13 protein-coding genes are annotated in these 16756 nt (G+C 48.8%); 3 read left to right on the top strand and 10 right to left on the bottom strand.

The features are described 5' to 3' along the window. Positions 1-68: 68 nt before the first annotated feature. The 4 genes from SBG41_RS10240 to SBG41_RS10225 form a co-directional block, all read right to left on the bottom strand. Positions 69-440: a hypothetical protein gene (locus tag SBG41_RS10240; protein WP_317895439.1), complete on the bottom strand. Its 372-nt coding sequence runs from the start codon at positions 438-440 to the stop codon at positions 69-71. 43 nt (positions 441-483) lie between these two features. Further along, the gene (locus SBG41_RS10235; RefSeq protein WP_317895438.1) at positions 484-1446 is read right to left on the bottom strand and encodes a radical SAM protein; all 963 of its coding nucleotides are present in this window, start codon (positions 1444-1446) and stop codon (positions 484-486) included. A gap of 201 nt (positions 1447-1647) precedes the next feature. Continuing rightward, complete coding sequence (locus tag SBG41_RS10230; protein WP_317895437.1) at positions 1648-3870, bottom strand: DEAD/DEAH box helicase; 2223 nt, start codon at positions 3868-3870, stop codon at positions 1648-1650. 264 nt (positions 3871-4134) lie between these two features. Then, positions 4135-5547: a phosphoadenosine phosphosulfate reductase domain-containing protein gene (locus SBG41_RS10225; protein WP_317895436.1), complete on the bottom strand. Its 1413-nt coding sequence runs from the start codon at positions 5545-5547 to the stop codon at positions 4135-4137. Between the two features lie 199 nt (positions 5548-5746). On the opposite strand from SBG41_RS10225, the gene SBG41_RS10220 reads away from it, so the two are divergent. After that, complete coding sequence (locus SBG41_RS10220) at positions 5747-6985, top strand: phosphoadenosine phosphosulfate reductase domain-containing protein (protein WP_317895435.1); 1239 nt, start codon at positions 5747-5749, stop codon at positions 6983-6985. Here the strand turns inward: SBG41_RS10220 and SBG41_RS10215 are convergent. Further along, on the bottom strand, positions 6941-8698 hold the full coding sequence (locus SBG41_RS10215) for an ABC transporter permease (protein WP_317895434.1): 1758 nt from the start codon (positions 8696-8698) through the stop codon (positions 6941-6943). The two genes, SBG41_RS10220 and SBG41_RS10215, sit on opposite strands and share 45 nt — an antisense overlap. 9 nt (positions 8699-8707) lie before the next feature. Further along, on the bottom strand, positions 8708-10072 hold the full coding sequence (locus SBG41_RS10210; protein WP_317895433.1) for an ABC transporter substrate-binding protein: 1365 nt from the start codon (positions 10070-10072) through the stop codon (positions 8708-8710). A 249-nt stretch (positions 10073-10321) separates the two neighbouring features. Here SBG41_RS10210 and SBG41_RS10205 point away from each other — a divergent pair, with 249 nt between their 5' ends. Continuing rightward, positions 10322-11086 (top strand): hypothetical protein, encoded by a 765-nt coding sequence (locus SBG41_RS10205; protein ID WP_317895432.1) that lies wholly within the window; start codon positions 10322-10324, stop codon positions 11084-11086. Here the strand turns inward: SBG41_RS10205 and SBG41_RS10200 are convergent. Both SBG41_RS10200 and SBG41_RS10195 read right to left on the bottom strand, forming a co-directional pair. Beyond that, the gene (locus SBG41_RS10200) at positions 11083-12444 is read right to left on the bottom strand and encodes a TldD/PmbA family protein (RefSeq protein WP_317895431.1); all 1362 of its coding nucleotides are present in this window, start codon (positions 12442-12444) and stop codon (positions 11083-11085) included. The two genes, SBG41_RS10205 and SBG41_RS10200, sit on opposite strands and share 4 nt — an antisense overlap. Before the next feature lie 17 nt (positions 12445-12461). Beyond that, positions 12462-13835 (bottom strand): TldD/PmbA family protein, encoded by a 1374-nt coding sequence (locus SBG41_RS10195; RefSeq protein ID WP_317895430.1) that lies wholly within the window; start codon positions 13833-13835, stop codon positions 12462-12464. 197 nt (positions 13836-14032) lie between these two features. Between SBG41_RS10195 and SBG41_RS10190 the strand changes: the two genes are divergently transcribed. Further along, the gene (locus SBG41_RS10190; protein WP_317895429.1) at positions 14033-15391 is read left to right on the top strand and encodes a rhomboid family intramembrane serine protease; all 1359 of its coding nucleotides are present in this window, start codon (positions 14033-14035) and stop codon (positions 15389-15391) included. Positions 15392-15527: 136 nt separating this feature from the next. Here the strand turns inward: SBG41_RS10190 and SBG41_RS10185 are convergent, their stop codons facing one another. Together SBG41_RS10185 and SBG41_RS10180 are read right to left on the bottom strand one after the other, a co-directional pair. Then, positions 15528-15836, bottom strand: a complete 309-nt coding sequence (locus SBG41_RS10185) for a transcriptional regulator (RefSeq protein ID WP_317895428.1) — start codon at positions 15834-15836, stop codon at positions 15528-15530. 42 nt (positions 15837-15878) lie between these two features. Then, positions 15879-16706, bottom strand: a complete 828-nt coding sequence (locus SBG41_RS10180; protein WP_317895427.1) for a sugar phosphate isomerase/epimerase family protein — start codon at positions 16704-16706, stop codon at positions 15879-15881. Positions 16707-16756: the final 50 nt, after the last annotated feature.

Raw genomic sequence — 16756 nt, 5'->3', positions numbered from 1 at the left:
TTCTACAAAAATATTTCATTAAAATCTATAAAGCACTTCTCGGCCACACAGTCTCAGTGTCGCCGAAACTAAGTCCCGGAGAGCTCGTCAAGAAACTCGCGGAGTGCACCTAGAAGGAAAGCTAGCTGCTCCTTATCGTCGGGCCTCTGCATGACGGCCTTGAGAGCATCGTAGAGACTACGAGGGATATGTCTGCCATATACCCCTCTAACAACCCTATACAATTCCATAAGAGAGCTCTCGATATCGTTGCCCAATTCCTTTCGTGCAAGAGGATCACTAACAACGACAAATTTTGATACAAAGTCAAAGAGTTCTGTTACACTGAATGCCACTGAGTCGTCAAGCATGCAGATACGGGCAGCTATCTCGCTGGGTATCTTGATTCCCAGCCGACTGGCTATTAAGAGGAGTTTCCTTGACCAAATACATTCTGTCAAAGTGCATTCACACCTTTTTGTGAGAGCGTGATCCGCCTATATTCTATTTCTTAGCGATTTCAGCTCTTGGTCTCCTTACAAGGAATTTTTCGCCCCCATAGCTTACGACTTCGACGCCATACTTGTTGATAAGCTCCTTAAGGGCAGCCTCTATGCTTAGACCTTTTTCCTCGAAAATTCTTTGCACATAGCTCAGTCTTAGTGGATGAACAGCTACTGTTGCTGCCACAAACCGTAGAGGGTCTTCATGGGGTGGTGGCGGTGGTGGCTCAGGCCTGCCAAGTATCTCTGCCCCTATACCGCGTTCCTCCAACATTCTGTAGAGAGCGACCAGTGCCTCGGCACTTGCTGGCCTAACCCAGGGCTCTGCCGGCGGGCGGACAGGTACCATGATGTATGCCGTTGCCGGCCTTATCTCCTCTATGAGGACGGCTATCTTTCTGAGCTCCTCTATACTGTCATTAACGTCTTTGACAAGCATTGTCTCTGTTATCAGTCTTCCACCATATTCGTCCCTAAACTCAAGTATACCTTCCACTACCTTGTTGAAGCTAAGCGATGGGTGAGGTCTGTCAACCCTCTTCCAAACCGCTTCGTCACCGGCATCTACTTTTACTGAGACGGTGTCGGCTGAGGCTAAGTCTTCTCTAACCTCTTTAATCCATAGGAGAGAGGCGTTCGATAAGACTGCTACTCTTACTCCTAGTTCTTTTTTCAAAGCCTCTATGTCGCGGCCGAGCATTGTGTCTAGCGTCGGTTCTCCACCTGGAACAAAGGTTACATAGTCTACTGGTTTGTCGAGCCCGGCTAGTTTCTCGGCAACGGCTCTAACGATTTCATTGGGGTTGGAGAATGGTTTTCTCTCAATTGTCAATCTTATAGTTCTGCCTAGCTGACAGTATATACATGTATAGCTGCAATACTTGTAGGGGATATTGTTGATACCTAGAGAGAGTCCGAGGCGCCGGGAGTATACGGGCCCGAAGACTATGTCGAATCGAGGCACAACGGCCCACCACCGGTTAAAAATTAAGTTAATGCTCAACGTATACAGTAGGGAAGAAACATGGTTTTGCTTTTTAAGTTGTTCTAGCGTTAAAGGAGAGGCTCTGGTCGGCGAAGCTGTCCTCATCGATTACGGTTCTCAGTCACTGGCGGTCACTTCATAGCCAGTAAGTTGTTGTATTCCCGGGGCTCTTTCTTAAGCTTAGCCGCCCATATAGTCGAATAGTGTCCTCTTGCGCTTGTCATTGTTTTTCTCCCTTGTATTTCTATCTATGGTTCTGAACTGTTGTGCCCTTTCAAGGGCTAGCCGTGCTCTATGCTCGCCGAGGCCTCGTAGAAGGCTCGCTAACTGTTCAGGGCTTAGTTTGGCCACTTCGTCTGGGCTTGTATATCCCTTCTCGTAGAGTATTCTTGCGCGCACCCTTCCTATACCGGGGAGCTTTACTAGTTCCAATAACTCGCGCCGTACACCGTGCTTTATCATCTGCGAGAGGTCTTCGAGGAAGACTGCCCCGGGGTGTGCCTGGAGGCGGGCCAACTGGGATGCCGAGTAAGCGAGCCATGAGGCAGTTTCTACCACTGTTCTCAAATCGCCTGGGTCTGCGCCGTATTGCGAGAGGATTGCGTCCTCGTGAACCTCGTTTATCCAATCAAGTAGTGCCTGTGCAGTATAGAGGGCTTTAGCCGCAACTGCGACATCCATCTCCGTGTAGTCGCTGGGGTACTCGAATCCTAGCTCGTTGAGCATGTCCTCAGCTTCTGCTTCAAGCTCTAGATGCAGACTACGTGGGGGACGAAGATGTACAGCATCGGGGTTCCACAGTATTAGGAACAGAGTTTCTAGGACATAGTGCTCGGGTTCATGTATATTCGATAAGCCTTTTACGATTCTGTGCGCTGTTAATGGGTCTACATAGAGCTCTACAACCCTCTTGCCTATCGGCGTGGCCGCGTAGTATCCTGGTCTCAGCTCCTCGACGAAACCATAGATTTCTAGCTCTGTTAGCGTCTTCTCAACAGCTTTCGCTGGGCTCCCGAACTGCTTCGCGTATAGGGTCTTCTCGAAGACGGAGATCACGTTATCTATTGATGCCTCACCTAGGCCTGCAAGAACTGCTAGGACTTGTGAGCGCATCGACGCCTCTGAGACGAGTTTTGAGACAATAGGCTCCGGGCTTCCCCGTACATATTTAAATAAGAAGCTCCAAGCTTGGTTAGAGTTGCGCGCAATTATCACAGCCTCTCCTTGTTCGTCGAGTCCGGGGCGCCCAGCTCGCCCAGCAAGCTGCTTATACTCCATAACATCTATTGGCTGCGATGAGCCCTTGCTGTAACGATAAAGAGAGTCCACTACGACACGTCGTGCAGGTAGGTTTACGCCGGCAGCAAGGGTCGGTGTAGCAAATATTACGTATATTGTCCTTTCCCTGAAGGCCCTTTCTACAACATCCCTCTGATAGCTTGCAAGGCCAGCGTGGTGTATTCCTATTCCTCTACGGAGGAGCCTTGCAAGCCTCGTGTTGAGTTCCACGTGCTCCGTGCGCGACAGAAGCTGCTCGACATAGGCCTCTACGCTATCAGGAGGATCTAGGAGCTTCTGCAAATCCTGCCTAACTTCTACTATGCGGAGAAGCTTTTCTGCCAGGTCTAGCGTCTTCCTGCGAGACTGCGTAAAGACTATGGCTTGGCCGCCCTGGGCAACCACCTCAAGGGCTGCATCAAGGCTAGGTGTTCCTGTCCTTTTCTCAACGCTCGTTTCTTCGCCATCATCCCAGTATATGGTGTAGTTATTGAAGACGCCTTCCCGGAGAGGGACTGGGCGCCAATCATCCCTTACAAGGCGAGCCCCAAGCCAATTGGCTATCTCATCCGCGTTCGCTATAGTAGCACTCAGCGCAACTATCTGTAGAGAGCCTACAATGTCCGAGAGCCGTGCTATAATCGTTTCGAGAACGGGGCCCCTCTTCGTGTCCGCCACGTAGTGTATCTCGTCAACGACAAGTAAGCATACTCTTGGAAGCCAGTAGGCGCCATGCCTTATCAGCGAGTCAAGTTTCTCGTACGTAACCATTATTGCGTCTGCTTCGCCGAGCCAAGGCTCTACTTTATCATAGTCTCCGGTAGAGACTGCCACGCGGAGCCCAATATCGCCAAGGATTTTCTTCCACTCTGCTGCTCTCTCGTAGACGAGGCTGCGAAGAGGGGCTGCGTAAACAGCCTTGCAGCCAGGCATCTTTGTCAACGCTGCAACTGCGGCAAGAAGCGCTACAAGGCTCTTACCGGAACCCGTTGGTGACGAGACAACAATGCTTTTCCCTTCTAGGAGGCCAGCTTTTATGGCCTTCTCTTGTATTGGGAACAGTTCCTTTACACCTATGCTTAGTAATAGCTGCCTCAAATCCTCTGGCAGCGCCTCGATACCCATTGTGCTAGGCACCACTGCTTCATAGAGACAAGGGGCACACTACCCGGTGATCCTCTAAGGGCGTTCAGCTTAGTATCAAGTATACGAGGGGCCAGCGTAACTATTCGCCCCACTACATGTCTAACCGTATCTTAGGTGCTCAGTCGCCGCTGAAGTCTTCACAGCCCCCCGCCCCTCAGGGGCTCTGAAGCAACAGGGGTTATCAGCACCATAGAGAGGCTGAAAAGAGGCCCGCCCTTATAAAGGAAGTTAGGGGCTAATGAATCACTGGCTACAAATTGCTACACTGTCTGCATCACATCCTTCGCTGTCGAAACCATGCTTGTAACGCCTGCGCAGCCGCATAGAGATAAATCTTCGAAAAATGGGGCTTCTAAGCAACCTCAAATACTCTTTCCTATACTCGCTTATCGCTAGCAACTCCCAGCTACGAAGAGCGGGGCACATGTAGCACCCTATCCTATAGAAACCGGCATAGTACATTGGGTTGAGCCTTAGCCCCCGTGAAAGTATGTATAGTTGTATATGAGCCCCGCTCCACATCTTGAGAGGGGCTGCAGCGATCACATTGCTAGCCGGCCCCGGTCTTACAGGTGGCCGCTGGCTCCTTCGAGGAGACTCGGCATCTCTATCACCTATTACGAGGAGTGTTCTTCCCCTAGCGAGCTCGCGTACCTTTTTCTCGATAGCCTCTATCTTCAGCCCGGTACACCAACGGTTATCGTGGCTAGGCATTGGCATGCTTCCGCTCAGTAATTCCTTATCTATGCCAGCATATGCCTCGACCAGCTTTACTCCAAGCTTTTCGGCGACCTCGTACACGTAGCTCTTCGAGGATGGGAACTCGGTGCCGGTATCAACATACAACGCCGTTACTTTATCGGCTCCAAACGCCTCTATGGCTAGTAGGAGGGCTGCAGTGCTGTCCTTTCCACCGCTCCAAGGCACGATAACAGTGTCGAATTCGCCTAGTCCGAGAAGGAACTCCTTAGAGTAACTTGCTAAGAGGTCTATCGTCTCCCTATTCGCATCTACTAGGCTGTCTAGGCTAACACTTACTGGTTTCGAGCCAACTATGCGCGCGCGAGGCGCTACTCCATAATCTGGTATCTCGAGCTCCGCCCTAACAAGCGGACCATTGTAAACAAGGTGTAGATTCCCATGAGTGCGAAGAACAAGAGGATTATCCCCTATCTTACCCCCTGCAAGCACTGATACAAGTCGGCTAAAGGAGCCAAGACCTATGAAGAGTTCAAAGCTTGGCTCAAAGCCTAGTTTCTCAAGCCTTTTTCCACGAGCACCAAACACGTATATGTTCCTCTTGTCATCCCAGGCTGCGAGGAGGCGAAACTTTGCCCGGGCACGTGCAATCTCGGCAGCGATGAGCTCTAGCCGTGCATTCCTCACGCTTCGCCTTGGCACAACGTGAGCTACTACGCCTGGAGGAAGCTTTTCCTCGATAACAGGTATCTTAGCCTCATCTTCTCTTCCGAGAAGAATAATTGTTGGCTTGGATCCATCCTCCTCGAGGATAGAGTATATATTTGCAAGCATATCATCTACTTTGCGAACGCCTTTAAGCGTCTTAACCTCAATACCCCATCCAGGGTAGAATCTCTCAAGAGCAGCCTTAACAGCCGATGCATCCTTGCTGGCACGCGTCACGATTCTAAACATTCCCAGTATACCTTGTAGTCACCTATGACCGAAAAGCTCCTTATCATTCTTTACTCTAGCATAAAATATTATCGCTGAATAAGGTAGCTTCACTGACTAACGGAGCGGCCGAGCCGTGATGAGGGGTTGAGTCGCCGCGGTATATGAGGAGACCGCCCCCTACAGTCTCTGAGCACCCCATTGCCTAGAGGAGCTTGCCATGACAGAGCTTTACCCGCTCATAGATGGAGGGAGACTTGTTGGCGTTATAGGAAGCGGTGGCGATGCCACCCTGATTTGCAGTCCTAGTGGACAGTGCAGATACTTTCTATGGCTTAACGTAGAGAGAGCAATCGACATTACTGAGTTACTAGACAACCGGGGTGTGCTACGAATTAAGGGCGACAAGGGTGAAGGATTTGCACCAATCGGCCCCTGGGTTATGGCCCCACCATATGTTCATGCACGTGTAGTAGTTGACCTAGACGAGTACGCAAGGTGGCTTGCCCGCCTCGTTGGCAAAGAGATTAGGGGTAGGAGGGTTCTCCTCGGTTTCAGCGGTGGCAAGGACTCTTTAGCAACTTTACTAGTCCTTCTCAAGCTCCAGGAATACATTAGCTTCAAGCTCCACATAATGTATATTCATATTCCTTTTCTCGAAAGCCCCAGAAACGTTAGATTCGTCGAAACAGTTGAGGAGAAGCTGGGCGTCACTATAGAGTTCGTTGAGGCTCCTAGGCGGGAGATGAAGGCATTACTGAAATGGAAAGGCATGCCTAGGCGAGGCTACCGGTTCTGCACAATGTATAAGGCTAAACCCATGCGCAAAGTCCTAAAAGAGGATCCTCGTGCAGTCGAGGTTGTAGGCGATAGGCTTACAGAGTCGCCTAAGAGGTTTGAGCGACTCTATAAGGCGGCTGCTGCCCGCCTTGTACTGGCTGGGCGAAAGTTTAGGCCAACATACATGCTTACACTGCTAGACATAATTAGCCTGGTAAGACAGTCGGGCTTAATCCACCCGGCCTATCTCGAGGGATCACCCCGAGTGGCTTGCGACCTATGCCCTTACCGCGTGCTATACGAGTTTGCCGAGCTACCTGAGCTTGAAGACCCTAGGCTTATAGAGAAGGTGTTTGAAAAGACGTGGAAGAAATGGTATAACTGGACTAGCTATGAGTACTTTAAGGAGCAACACTTGTGGCGCTTTCCCGCGAAGGTAGCGAAGCCGATAGCTTATGCGAAGCAACTTATCGGCGAGAGATCCGAGAATGAGAGGTGTGAAATTCTCAGCAGAGAGAATGTTGTGAAGAGCCTTAGAAAGCTATGGCTAGAAGAGTCCCTGGACGCGCCAGTTGTAGAAGAACCCTGGCTAGTTGCAGAGGCGGCGATTAGGGCATGGAAGAGGAAGATGCCTTTAGCTATGCTTGAAAATGGTGCCAAGCATGTGGGCAACAACTAGGACTGTGGGTAGCAAGGTGAGATAAAGTATTGTTAATGCAAGTGAAAGCGTACCTGCATATTTCAAGCCACTGAGGCTCATATAGCTCGCAACAAGGTTTGTGAGTGGAGCCGGATGAGAAGAACCACTTGCTCCCCCCAAACCTCCTATGGTTATTGACAAGCTTACCTCAGATGCAATGCTTAGTGCAACAAGGATGAGTATACCAGCTGACTTGGACACAAGCTGGGGGGCAATAATCGACCTATATACATAGGTTATCCCTGCACCAAGATTCATTGCCGCCTCCTCCATCTCAAGTGGAAGTGATGAGACAAGAGCAACAAGGGGCTTATAGAAGAGAGGAGCACGTCTAACCACGTAGCCGGCTACGAGGTAAAGCCATGGAATAGATATGGGGGATAATGCAGAGCCGGGGCCAAAGAGACGGGTGAATACTTGGAAATATGCATATGCTAGAACTATTCCTGGTATAGCCATTGTTGACATTACTATCGCGTCCACGAGCTTGCTTCCAAACACTCTCTGTCTAGCAATAACATAGGCTGCGGAAGGTGTTATAATTGAGAGCACTATGATGGATGCCAAGCTGTACAAGTAGCTGTTTACTATGGCTCTTAGGATGTCGGGTGAAGCAAACAACTGCTGCGCTTGCCCAGAGCCGAGCACAGGCAGAGGAGACGCAACCCACTTGTTAGAGAAGCCATAGATTATTGCGAGTGCTTTAAGCATGGCAGGAGGAAGAAGAGCTAGGAGCAGCATTATTAACGGTATACTGGCGTTCTTGTCAAGCCTGGGAACTATGCCCTCCACTTTTCTACCAGTTGTTATACCCCTATACGCTATCGCAATGCTTGGATAACTTATAGCGAAGATGGCTGCCGATAATAGGAGGAGAACGATTGCATAGCCTAGCGCTGTGTATGAGAATCCGCCGTATACCGAGTTTAGAAAATAGGTATAGGCCCGGTAAGCTAGCAAGCTACGAGCACTCGGATCCTGCTCAAAGACAAGAGGGCCAGCAACGTCATCAATGCTTAGTACTGCCGTGAGAGCCAGCGCAGCGACAACGGCTGGGCGTGCTAGCCTAAGCAGCAGCCAAGCCACTCCCCGTAACCGTGCTCCTAGCTGGACTGCTGCCTCGAATTGTTCATGAGGAAGGGAGAAAGCATAACCTGCGAGTATGACGTAAGCAACTGGGATGAGCACAAGAAGCTGATAGACAAGTACACCAGCAGCACCACGCAGGACAAGGACTACGCCAAAATGCTTGAGAACAGCATTGACAAGCCCAATATTGGGGTCAAAGACACGCTGTACGACATATGCCTCAATAAACGGGTAGGGAAGCAAGCCCAGGACGACTAGCATTGTTGAGAGTTTTGCAAGCCTCCGGTAAAGTATGGCTGAAACAACCGCGACAATAGCAGCCAAGACGGATAGTGATGACGCAAGAAGAGCTACCAGCAAGCTTAGCCAAAACGACCCTATTAGAGGAAAATCTACAACAATGACAGTATAGTGTTCGTTTCGGCTTACCTCCACGGGACTATACAGTGTTGATGGCTTCGCAAAACCCGGCTCGCTCAGTACTGCTTTGAAGCTCTCAATTATGGTGCTTGGCGTCAGTAGACCCGCTAGCGGAATGATTACAGCTAACACATATGCTAGTATCATTGGAGCTGCTAAAAGGGCTGCACTATGATTTCTCATAGCTTTGCCTTAGCCCTTGCTTTGAAGCTCTTTGAGAACCTCTTTATAGGTCTCTATCGCGGCTTGTTTGATAGCGTTGTAAAGCTTGTCCCTAGCCGCGTTGTCTCTTAGCTTGTCATTTATCTTCATAGCGTATTCTAGCGTGAACTGTGTTTTCTTACCCGTCCACGGATCCTTTATCGTTAGCGGAGCTAGTTTCTGCACTATTTTCATCCACTCCTGCTGCGTCAGCTTGCCCTCGCTTAGCAAGGTAGCAGCCTTAACACCTATCTCCTTTAGCAGGGCATTTGCATCACTATCTGCTATGGCTGCCTCAAAGTAAGTTGTTGCTGCTAAGTCAACTTTTTCTGCAAGTGTCCGGTTATAGTTGAAGATGTTGCCTTTCATCTTCTCGTATACTTCCTGGACCCACGGGATTTTCACAACATTTCTTACGGGTAAGTAGTAGAAGAGCCTCGCAACCGTTTCTTGTCCTTCAGGGCTTAGCAGCCATAATATGAATGCTTGTGCTTCCCGCGGATGCGGCGCCTTCTTGGCAATAGCTGCTGGTGAGATATATGCAATGCCCTCCCCGTGTGGTATCTCGAAAACTGCTCCTTTGCCGAGCTTCTCGGCCTCAATGCCGTAGCCTATGTAGGCTGGCGCTATACCTACAATACCTTCTGCTGCCTGATCTCTGGCTTTCTCGGAGCTGTCAACGATAGCCGACTCCATTCCGATAACGGTCAAGAGCCTCCAGCCATCATCCCATCCATATATTTGTAGTATACCATGCATCGTCGTTCTTGCAGTACCGCTCTTTGTCGGCCTCGGGAACGAGACAGTATAAGCATTTTGCTGGAGGGGTCTAAGGTAGGCTGGGTCTAGGAGGCTTCCCCACTTTTGGGGCTCTGGGAGGCTATACTGGCTAAGGAACTTCTTGTTCACTATGTATCCGTAGACTGCTTGACCTATAGCAACCCAGCATATATCACCGTTTTTGTCTCGTCCGACAAACTTCGGGTCAAGCTCATTTACTATATTTACTAGCTCCTTCATCGAGAAGGGGGCTAGGACGCCCTCTTTGCAGAGACGATCATAGACTATTTTCTCGCCTATTAGGAATAGGTCTACTTTCCCACTCGTGGCAAGCTGCGGCCATAGGCTGTAATCGACTTTTGTAAACACTATGTCTTTTATGTTATACTTTCTCGCTACACTGCTATTCAGAAATGCCTCTTTTATAGCCTTTTGTTCCTCTGGCGATAGCCTTGTAACAACTTTCAGTACAACCTCCTTGCTCGAAGCTTCAGGTTTAAAGAGGAATACACCTACCACTATAGCTACTGCTATAACGCCTAGAGCAACTAGTGCAGCGAGCTTACGCTTACTCATCACGTACGTCACCTCATACTTCCGGTACCGTGGCTACGTTGGGTAAGGGTGTAAATTGGAGCTTCCGAGTTTCTGCGGAGAATTCTTTAGAAGGGTTTAAAACGAGTTTGCAGGAAGTGACTAAGATACGCAATATCGCTGTAAGATGTATTTTTCTATGCTAAGGATTCGGCCCGACAAGGGTTTCTTTAAGGAAGCCCCGGTAGGATAGGGAGGAGCTAGGATGATGACCTGGAGAGGCTACAAGAATTGGAGGCTGTAATCAGCGAGCCAGAGGCTTGGCTTAAGCCCTACCTTGACACTATTGTAGATAGATTATTAAGAGCTGGCTACATGCTCCCTGGCAACGAGTTCCGCTACTTGTTTGCAGCAGTAGCAGGCGCGCATATAGCAGGCTACGATCCGGTCTACGATTATGTCGTTGAGACATACTATGACTTGCTGGACGCGGTTGATGAGGTTGAACCCCTGGCTACTCCAAGGTGGCGCAAACTGCTCTTTGATTTCCAAGACGAGGTTGAAGCACTAGCAGCCTTTGAAGAGGCCTTGTCAAGTAGCGAGACAGTATTTATTGCTGAACCAATACTCGCTGCAGCGATAGTAGGATTTTATGGAGTCCAGAAGTATCCAGGCAAGTGGTTTAAGGCTGGACTACCGCGATTACCTGGACAACAAGTAATAATAGCGTACAAGGATAAGGCTAAGAGAAAGATCTTGGTGCCTAGAAGCTTGTTTTCCCTAGCAGTTTCAGGGCTCTCCGCTTATGGTGTAGAACCGGGTAAGGAGAAATGCATAATCGTGCCGGATCCGGCGTATGTTAGGAAGAGCGTCCTAGACTCCCATGCACCTATATCATTGTTCAAGGATGTAGTGACAGATGCTGTTGCAAAGTATATGAGGCTCACATTTATGCTTAGAGAAGATTTTGAAAAAGCGTGTAAAACAGAGGGCGTCTTGGTGATAAAGTATTTGTTCGAGGGTCCTTCCGTGCTAAAAGCCCGGTATCGTTGCTAACTCTTTATGGCAACGGTTATGTTTGAGAGTCTTATCTGTGGTGCATAGATTCCTGGGAATGGTTTTCTGAGCGTCTTCGCTACTAGCTCTATGTTGTTCTTCACCTCGCTGTACATGTTGCCAGAAATAACTGCTCCCGGCACCCAGCCCTTGGGCTCCCCGTTCTCATAGAGTATAGCGGGGTTCGCCAATACACTGTATTCGCCAGTGTCGGGGTTTGTTGTATGTGCACCCTGCACTTGGTATACCACTAGTACTTTTCCTTCAAGCAATTCGTCTGGCATCGCATCGCCTGGCTCTATTATTACGTTGGTATAGCCTGGTGCCGGCTTAGAGGCGTACCCAGCTCTAACTGCGTTTCCGGTGCTCTCTCTTCCGGCCCTTCTGCCCCAGTAGTTGTCAAAGATAAAGCCCTTTACTACGCCTTTTTCGACTAGGTGTTTCCTCGAGGTTGCTACACCTTCGCCATCAAATCGCCAAGTATTATCCCCGCCTTTGAGCGTGCCGTCATCTACTATGGTTATCTTTTCCGAAAGAGCTTGCTCTCCCTCCTTGCCAGCATAGTAGCTCCTACCCTGTACAAGAATGTCGCCACGTAACGAGTAGAGTACTGTAGGAGCTAGAAGCTCGTAGAAGACACCCGGCTCGAGCACTACGCTATACTTGCCGGTTTCGACACCCTTAGCGATATTTGCGCATAGCTTTACTTTTTCTAGCGCTCTTTCAACGACGCCATCTATGCTTGGGAAAGTGACGCGACTCGAGTCGATCTCATATATCGCTGGTGTCGTCACTTTTTCTGACTTCATTAATATGTCTATGCCTGCATACGCTATTGTTCCGCTATCAATACGGTACACTCCATTACTGTTTGTTATTGCGCGCTCAATAGTGTATACACCTATGCCTCCGCCGACTACTTGCACACCTTCTTGCTCGAGCGCCTTGCTTAGCATGTATTTCGCGTTTTCGAGAACAGTTTCGGGTTCTGTATATGCTAGGACGTTGCTAAACATGTTGCCAGGCTCTGGGTAACTAATACTTGGATCAGGTAATCCGCTCCAAAATCTGTCTTCTGGCGAGGCCTTTGCCTGCTTTACTGCTTCTCTCACCGCCTCGCGGACACGGTTCTCGTCTAAACCGGTTGCATAGCTGAATCCAAGCCTTCTCCCAACAGCTACGCGTACACCTATACCTGCATCATCAACTGCTTCAAGACTGCTTATCTTGTTTGCTCTAAGGCTCACCTTATACCCGCGCTCAAGGGTTACATATGCCTCCGCTTCCGTGGCTCCTTCACGTATAGCCCATCTAACGGCGAGAACGGCTAGCTCGATTGGTGCTATCCGGTACACCATATGAACCACCTCCCTGCTCAGCGACCACCAACTGTGATTTTCCTTACGCGTACATGGGGTCCTCCATCAGAAACGTATACGAGCTGGCCTTTACCACACCTGCCGTAAAATAGTTGGAAGTCCTTTCCTACAGCATCTATGTTGAATAGTGTTTCAAGTGTGTTGCCAGCAATGCTGAGGTTGCGGACAGGTTCCCCTATCTCGCCGTTAACTATCTCATATGCTTCCTCAATCCCTACTTGGAAGCTTCCATCAAGGTTTGTTTGGCCGCCAGCAGTTGATACTATGTAGTAGCCGAACTTGATTTCTCTCAAAAGCTCGTCTAGGCTATGATCTCCGGGAAGCATTACGGTGTTCCTCATACGCACGAGGGGTGCATATCTAAATGATTCGGCGCGGCCATTACCAGTGGGGTCAACGTTGAAGAGCGCTGCATGTATCCTATCGGTCATTATGTCCTTATGTATGCCCTTCTCAACAATTACAGCCTTAGCCGTCCTAACGCCTTCGTCATCATATTTAAGCGTACCAAATCCATCATCAATGGTTGGGTCATCAACTATCGTTACTAGCTCAGAAGCCACCTGCTTCCCTCTCTTATCCCTAAGCACGCTACCAGACGCAACCAAGTCTGCCTCAGCTAAGTGGCCGAATGCCTCATGCACAAAGACTCCGAGGGCTTCTGGTGCAATAACAACCGGGAAGTTGCCCGGCTTAGGGCTCTTAGCCCTAAGCTGCACCTCAAGCCTATTGAGGAGCTCGTTAGCTGTCTTGTCTAATGGGTATTTTTCCCAGAGCACATACCCTTTTGTCGTACCCTTCACGATGTGTGCAGATGCTCTGACCCCCTCCTTAGAGCCAAACACCGAGGCATACATGTATGCGAGTTCACGTTTTTCTGCAAGATATCGTTCCTCCGTACTAGCATAGTAGCGTTCTTCAACGCGTTCAACATACCTTATTGTCCGGGACTTTACGAGCTGGTTTTGTGCAAGCATCTTATCAAACTCAAGTATGTCGTTCACCTTCAAATCAACAGGTACGTCAATGATGCTCTTTTTCACAGGAGCTTCATAGTAGTCCTCGGCAGGATCCATAAGTACCGGCTTTGGGAGGTCGCCCCTAGAGCCGCGAGCCATAGCATATGCTTTCTTCAACGCACTTATTATTGATTCGCGGCTTATCCTCGTAGTAAATGCGAAGCCCATTGCACCGTTTAGGAAAACCCTAACAGCAACACCATAGTCGTTGCCGGAGGATATACTTGTGGATTCATCGCGCTTCTCTATAATAGTAAACCTTGTCCTTTCGAGCCTGAAGTCCGCGAAATCTACTCCAAGTCTAAGGGCCTCTGAGACAGCACTTGCCAATAAGTCCTGGTACTCGCTCATAAACCACCACCCATCTTTCATACCAATTCTGGCGGAGAAGTACTTACATAACCCCGATAAACGTATGTAGTAGGGTGCTAAGAAGCCTTCCCGCGCACAGATAGAGGAACCTACCATTCACTTAACCATTACCGTAAAAAAGGAAGGCGATTGTCTCAGTAGGCTGGGGCTAAAGCTAGGAGAGGCAAAAACAAGCCTTGAAAAATCTGCGCCTCCCTAAGTTTACTAACGAGATTCCCCTGGCTATTGAGGAAGAACCAACTTACGGATATGAGACGCCCTGGGCTACATACGCAATAATATTCCTCAACGTAGCTGTCTACGCCATCACATCGGCACAGAACTTCTTTATACAGTCAACAGACTACTGGATCTCAAGACTAGGATTCCTGCCTCTAGGGCTTCTAAGCGACACGACGCACTTCTACCGAATATTTACTGCCATGTTTACTCACGCAGATATACTCCACATTCTCTTCAACATGTACTTCCTCTACCTCTTCGGAAGAGCAGTCGAACGCACCATGGGGCACACAAGGTTCGTTATACACTACCTCATAAGTGGCATCTTCGCAGCAATAATACACACGCTATTCATGTATATACTCTCTCCGGCCGGCTTAAGCATACCAAGTGTCGGTGCAAGCGGAGCCATAAGCGGAGTCCTAGGAGCATACCTCCTCCTCTACCCCGGAACAAGGCTTGCCGCATGCATGTTCTTCTTCATAATACCATTCTGCTTCGAACTATCCGCCGCACTATGGATACTCTTCTGGTTCATGCTTCAAGTATTCGAGGGATTCTACCTCGCAGCCTCAAGCACGGTAGCGTTCTTCGCCCACGCAGGAGGCTTCGTGGCAGGAATAGCGTTCTTGCCGATGTTTATTGATAGGCATCGTCTCGCCGTATTAAAGACCCTTGCATCTGCTAGACGCCTCTTCGGATTCATAATATTCGTGCCAATGTATTACATAAAACGCGGACTAAATCCCTTAACAAAGACCGTGCTCCTAGTCCTCATATCAATGCTCCTCATAGGCTCACTAACCCCGCTGATCTACACCAAGAACTTTACAACCGCCACGTACACCGTACACTGGAACAAAGACGGGAGCGAGAAAGCCTACCTCGGCGTATTAGACTCCCATATAATTACCGCAGGGGACACAATAGATTCAAAGGTATTGCTAGATGTATTGGTTAATAGCGGTATAATCTATAACCCGAAACTTGCCGGCAGAGAAGTACTAGGACCCCTTATACAGCTAGGCCATATGACCTTACAGCTCGGAATCCATAGCATAGAGGCAAAGTACGCCATAACCGCGCACAGCATTGTATACGACAAAAGCGGGTTAATGAGAGCTGCAAGCCTCATAGTCAATATAGTAACACCACAAGGCGGGGGAACACTAAATGCAAAACTAGAGCTAGCTAGGCTTCAAAACGCGACAACTTTCATTGAACTCATCGGTCTAGCAACACTCCTCGTAATAATTGGGAGCATGATCGTGGTCGCATTTAAGGACGAAGAACTAGTAATAACTCCTGAGTAAAAATACAAGATAAACGGCCTCGTCGCTCCACATGCATCGTTTTTCGGCTGCTCCTTTAAGAGCATTAAGAGCGGGGCACACCGTAAAACATTGAAAACATAAGTACTCGAATCGAAAATGCATTATCTGTTAAGTGTTATTGTTTCTGCTCGCTCTTTTCACTCTCTTGAAGCTCTTTTTCAAGCTTCTTGAGCTCCTCTTCGATTTCTTTCTCGATCTCCTCTATGGGCTTTGGCGGAGGAGTAGTTGCTAAAGTATAACCTATCCACGCCAGTATCCCCATAACTGCTGCAACGGCTATGAATATTGTTATTTTTATTAGCAGCATGCTAAACTCTTCATTTAGCCCGATAGCGCTCGGCGCGAAGAGGGCAAACGCGTAGAACAATATGACTAACACACCTACAACGAGGAGTGCTACACCGATCGCCTTATCACTAGGCAATAGTATCTCGCCTCACTTTCAAAATATTTATCCACGACTTGTTTAAGATAACCAGCCTTTTAAAACGCTACGGGCACTGCCCACTGTTGCCAATACTTGGGCCTTACAACTATCTACTGGGTCAGAAGTGCAATCAGATTCCAGGACAAAATACTCTGCACTTCCTAAACTCTTTGCTAGGCGAGCTTGAAGCCAGTTAATCCCTCCACACCCTATTGGCAAATGCTCATCTCGTCTTCCACGATTATCGTGCAAGTGTAGACAAATAGGAGTTAGTGGTGATAACGCTTTATCCGCTTTTACCAAGTCATAGCCGTTTATGAAGGCGTGACCAGTGTCAATGCAAGCCATTAGCTTAGGGCTATCAATGCTCTCTACGAGTTTTCGGAGATTTTCTATCTGGTTCAAAGGCTTAGCCCCTGAGGAATTCTCTACAGCGACAATTGGCAAGCCTTCCTTCTCGGCGTACTCCGCTAATTCCGAGAAGAAGCGCTTATTGAGCCACTCTGCTCGATAGCTGCCTACTCTCTTTGAGCTGAATCCGTGGAAAACCACTACTTCGACGCCATAGCTTCCAGCTATCTCGAGGAATATCTTGGCTTCACCAACTGCGTGTTCTAGGCCCTTTCCGAGATAGACTATGAAGTAGTCCTCCCAGGGTGCGTGAAGCGTTACTGGTTTTGCCCCAAGCTTTACAGCGGTCAATAGAGATAAGCGCATAATATTGGCTATTGATGGATAGTCGGTCTCGCTCCTTTCAACATTTGCATAGTTTATATCGATAAGCTCAAATCCCATTGAGTAGAGTATTTCAACAGCTCTCGATAGCTCCACCGGTATCATTCTCGTTGATACAACAAGTGAGCCCATTTGCTACAGCACCCGCTTTTACTTAGGATTTTGCCTACATATTTTGGGTT

It is taken from the genome of Pyrofollis japonicus, assembly GCF_033097485.1.
GTDB lineage: Archaea > Thermoproteota > Thermoprotei_A > Sulfolobales > Pyrodictiaceae > Pyrofollis > Pyrofollis japonicus.
The sequence above is the reverse complement of the archived record's forward strand: the minus strand, read 5'-3'. Positions and strand labels throughout refer to the sequence as shown.